At 50.4% G+C, this 244-nt stretch carries 1 protein-coding gene; it reads left to right on the top strand.

Annotated features, from left to right (window positions below):
- On the top strand, window positions 1–244 hold a 244-nt coding region (locus LK536_RS58970; protein ID WP_506092356.1), incomplete at both ends, for a hypothetical protein.

The raw sequence follows: 244 nt of genomic DNA, 5'->3' as shown, positions 1-244 counted from the left end.
AGCGCCTTGTAACTGTTTTCGGGGAATGTATTATTGTCAACCTGACCGCGGACTATTATGTCAACTGTCAGAAGAATGCAATGTGGACCGATATTCCGGAACACGGTAATTTCGATTCGGAGAACCGCAGATATTCCAGGCAGGTCCTGCACCCGGATGACCTTGAGCAGTTTGAGCAGTATTTTACGCGGGCATCCATGCTGCGTATAGTCGGGACCGGAAAAAGACAGATTACCGGGCGCCG

It is taken from the genome of Clostridium pacaense (genome assembly GCF_020709765.2).
GTDB lineage: Bacteria > Bacillota > Clostridia > Lachnospirales > Lachnospiraceae > Enterocloster > Enterocloster hominis.
Note: the sequence above shows the minus strand (reverse complement) of the source record. Positions and strands in the feature narration are given on the sequence as shown.